General features: G+C 43.1%; 4 protein-coding genes. All 4 read right to left on the reverse strand.

All coding sequences use genetic code 11. The features are described 5' to 3' along the window. On the reverse strand, nt 1-1,016 hold a 1,016-nt coding region (locus ACZFYI_RS16735), incomplete at its 3' end, for a 3-dehydroquinate synthase (RefSeq protein ID WP_462525271.1). A gap of 94 nt (nt 1,017-1,110) precedes the next feature. Continuing rightward, the gene (gene eboC / locus ACZFYI_RS16740) at nt 1,111-2,022 is read right to left on the reverse strand and encodes a UbiA-like protein EboC (RefSeq protein WP_462525272.1); all 912 of its coding nucleotides are present in this window, start codon (nt 2,020-2,022) and stop codon (nt 1,111-1,113) included. A gap of 6 nt (nt 2,023-2,028) precedes the next feature. Further along, nucleotides 2,029-2,937, reverse strand: coding sequence for a TatD family hydrolase (locus ACZFYI_RS16745; RefSeq protein ID WP_462525273.1), 909 nt, complete (start codon nt 2,935-2,937; stop codon nt 2,029-2,031). A gap of 122 nt (nt 2,938-3,059) precedes the next feature. Further along, nucleotides 3,060-3,962: an EboA domain-containing protein gene (locus ACZFYI_RS16750; RefSeq protein ID WP_462525274.1), complete on the reverse strand. Its 903-nt coding sequence runs from the start codon at nt 3,960-3,962 to the stop codon at nt 3,060-3,062. Between the last annotated feature and the right edge of the window lie 57 nt (nt 3,963-4,019).

Below are 4,019 nucleotides of genomic sequence, written 5' to 3' on the forward strand. Positions count from 1 at the left end.
AGATGCTCTCTAAATTCTTCCAAGCCTTTCAGCAAAGCATGTCCGGACAATTCTGCATTATAAATTTCAAATCCCAAGGTCTTGATCAGGTTTATAATCCGCATCAAATCTGCTTGGCTGATCATTCCCTTGAGGAAAGAATAGGTGCTGTCCAAGGCAATTCCAATTGCAACTGCCTCACCATGTCTGACCTTATAGTGGGTCAGGTGCTCCAATTTATGGGCAGCCCAATGCCCAAAATCCAATGGTCTTGCCGAGCCTGTCTCAAATGGATCTTTTCCTGCAATATGGTTCATGTGCATTTGGGCACACCTGATGACAAGTTCCTGCATAGGTTCCATGGCTCTGTGAGCTAGCTGATCGGCATGATTTTCCAACCATTCAAAAAAGCTTAAATCTTTAATCAAAGCCACTTTGATGGCTTCCGAAATTCCGGACCGCCAATCCCTGTCATCCAAAGTTGTCAGGAAATTGAAATCATTGATCACCGCATAGGGAGGCGCAAAAGTGCCCAGGTAATTTTTCTTTCCGTAGGAATTGATGCCGTTTTTGACACCTACTCCCGAATCATTTTGGGAAAGTACTGTGGTCGGAATCCTGATATGTCTAATTCCCCTGTGGGAAATGGCAGCAGCAAAACCCACCATGTCCAACACCGCACCGCCGCCGATTCCTACGATATAGGAATGCCTGTCAATTCCGTAAATACTTGTGGCATCTACGATTTTTTTGAAAATGCTTTCGTCATTTTTAGAAATTTCCCCACCGGGTACTATCAAAGGTGCTGTGCTCAACAGAAACCTGTCTTCATAAGCTTTAGCATAGTCATTGATGTCATTCAGGAGATTTGGAAAAGCTTCTGCCACACCGCTGTCCACTACAAAAAAAGCTTTTGCTCTCTTTCCATTGTCTAGAAAATCTGCAAGCATTGGATTATTTACATTAAAAATTCCTTCCAAAAAACAAACCTGATACCGAAATGGTACTGAGAAGGACTGTTCTATAATCTTTTCCATTGGTAATAAACTTAAATGTTCCAAGTCCCTATTCAATCACAAATATGGCCTTTTTGTTTTCTTAATCTGCAACTGAATATGATTGCAAAAAATTTCAAGTGACGGCGAATTTTTTGGCAAGGTAAATTGAAATGGGCAATAACAATAATACAATTATACCAAATTGCCATCCTGCAAATGCCGCTGCAAGGGATGCATTTAGGATAATCAGCGAAATAACACCAGCTTTTACTGCTTTTCCTATCAATTGGGGAATTTGTTCATGGATTGCTTTGATCAATGGAGGGAAAATCATGTAAGCAAACAGGATTAAAAAAGGTATGACGTGCACTAAGTTTTCTCCTTCCAACAGCCCAAGAACTATCAGAGAAAGGATAATAGCGGTATACATCAATCCGCCACCGACCAAAGCCCTTCTATTTTTTCCATGAACCTCCCCACGACTGATCATAGTGATCGCAGCCACAAAAATCAGAGGTATAAACCCCAAATACCAATAGCTCTGAAGCATGACGGGGAAGGCGCTGATTCCCAAAAGCAGGTTTCCCGCACGGCAAAGGCCCATGTTGATGGGACCAAAAATAAACTGATGCTTGCCCCAATAATCATACAAGACCGCCATTCCGGCTACAATCAATGCAATCATCGCACTGAGATTACTCACATTCCAAGCGGCAATTATTCCTATCAAAAGTAACAGAAAAGCCATCAAAGCCGCTTTTCCTTTGGAAACTCTTCCGCTGGGAATCGGCCTTTCGGGTCTTTCTTTTGCATCCAGTTCAGCATCAAACACGTCATTGAATGCGACTCCTCCGCCATACAATCCGATGGTCGAAAGTGTCAGCCAAAGTAGGTTTTGGAAAACGGGGGAGTCAATGAGTTTGGTTTGGTCAGCAAATATGACCAAGGCTCCACCAGCTACAGCGAAGCCTGCCCAAATATCTGCAATCGCCGTGACGATGTTTGCCGGACGGGTGAGTTGTAAGTAAGCTTTGATCTGTGACATGCTTTGTTAATTCTCCACAATATCAGAACCTTCTACCCTTGGTTCCTGTCCTCCCCTGAGAACAGAGTTGCCATATTGCCTTTCTCTTTGGTCTATAGGTGTAGGTTTTAGCCAATCCAATTCATCCATTTGTCCACTTTGTGAATAGGCAGTGAGGGCGTTTTGGTAGCAAGTCATGCGGATATGTTCTTCAGGGACACCCATTTTTCTCATCAGGGCAGCGGTTTTTGGGACAGCAAGCGGGTCACTGATTCCCCAATCTGCAGCGCTGTCTACAATAATTCTTTCCGGACCATAGTGCTTGACAATCTCTACCATTCGCTCACTACCCATTTTGGTATGGGGATAAATCGTAAATGCCGCCCAATAACCCCTGTCCAAAACCTCCTTTACAGTTTCTTCATTATTGTGGTCAACGATGACCATGCTTGGCGCAAGGCCATGTTCTTCACTCACGTCCATACTTCGGTATGTTCCCTTTTTCTTGTCCCTGTGCGGGGTATGGATCAAAACCGGCAGATTGACTTCCTTGGCCAATTCAAGTTGAAGGCGGTAAAAACGGTCTTCTGCTTCTGTTTGGTCATCATAGCCGATTTCTCCGATCGCCACGACACCTTCTTTGCCGACATACAATGGCAACAATTCCATGACTTCCTCTGCCAAAGGCACATTGTTGGCTTCTTTGGAATTCAATCCCATCGTACAATAATGCACGATGCCGAATTGCTTGGCACGGAACCGCTCCCAACCCACCAAGGTGCTGAAATAATCTTTGAAGCTTCCTACCTCAGTTCGTGGCTGACCCAACCAAAAAGCCGGTTCGATGATCGCCACGATCCCTGCTTTGCGCATGGCTTCGTAGTCGTCAGTAGTCCTGGAAACAACATGAATATGGGGATCTATAAACATTTCCATTGTGTGATTTTTTTATGAGGGTAAACTATTATAATTAAATTAAAGGGTCCATAGTCAACAGTCCATAGTCCACGGCAGGTTCTATGAAACTTCAAAACCTGTTAGAAATATTTCCCTGAAGCCTATTTCGGCAGCGTCTCCTGAAATTCCTTTCCGATTGATTCCCAGGTAATTCCTCCCTTTTCGATGGCTTCTTTCAAAGTATGATTTTCGTCAAGCATGTTCCTTGCTTTGTCAAAACCGCTTTTGCTACAAGCCAAAAGTGCAGCTTTTTCTTGCAATAGGTCTCCGGTTTGTAGAACAGTCTCTATGTCTTTTATATTTTCTTCGTTGATAAATGGACCGACAAAGCGCCATAGTTCAGGCATTACCTTTCGTCCCGCTGCCCATCTTTCATGCGCAAAATCGATCAGGATATTGGTAAGTCTCAGATTAGCCCTTCCATCGGCCCCTTCGATCTGGTATAAAGGTCGAAGCAGAAAGATGGCTTTGATCACCATCTGATTCCAAGCCCTTTCATCGAAATTGGCGGCAGGATAGGGATTGTTCAAGGCAATCGCATCGAAAATCGAACTGATATTGGTCCGCAATCCTTCGATGGCACGGTCTTTCATTTCTTTCTGGAAGGGCATCAATGGAATGGCCGCATAAAGGGATTGCTGTTCATGCATGTCGCCCGTTTCAAACAGTTTGTTCATAGCTGCCACCCAAGAAGTCGGATCATTTTCTTCGAAATGAAGGAGTAGGTAAGTCCTTGCAGTCTGTAGCAGGTCCCAAGTTTCTGGGCGAAAACCTTCAAGAAGGGAATTTGCCTCAATTTTTTGAATATCAGAAAGCTTCAAAATGTACTTTTTGAAATACCTAGAAGCCTGACCAAATGCCATATAAAACTTCAAATAAGAAGATTCAGTCTGGATTTTCTCTTTTTGGATCGATAGCCATTCGATGGATTTTGGATCGGATTCTTGTTTTAACAGTTCAAAAAGAAAGGCTTTGGCTTTATCTAAATCTATAATTTTGTCCATGGTTTAGACTGTTATTTGGGTCAAATAAATCAGCATTTTAAAGTTAATGGTTTTTTT

The sequence above is a fragment of the Aquiflexum sp. genome (genome assembly GCF_977115555.1).

Bases quoted from the DNA above. Each gene is read 5' to 3' on its own strand.
- eboC (WP_462525272.1), bottom strand. From the start codon at position 2,022: ATGTCACAGATCAAAGCTTACTTACAACTCACCCGTCCGGCAAACATC.
- ACZFYI_RS16745 (WP_462525273.1), bottom strand. From the start codon at position 2,937: ATGGAAATGTTTATAGATCCCCATATTCATGTTGTTTCCAGGACTACT.
- ACZFYI_RS16750 (WP_462525274.1), bottom strand. From the start codon at position 3,962: ATGGACAAAATTATAGATTTAGATAAAGCCAAAGCCTTTCTTTTTGAA.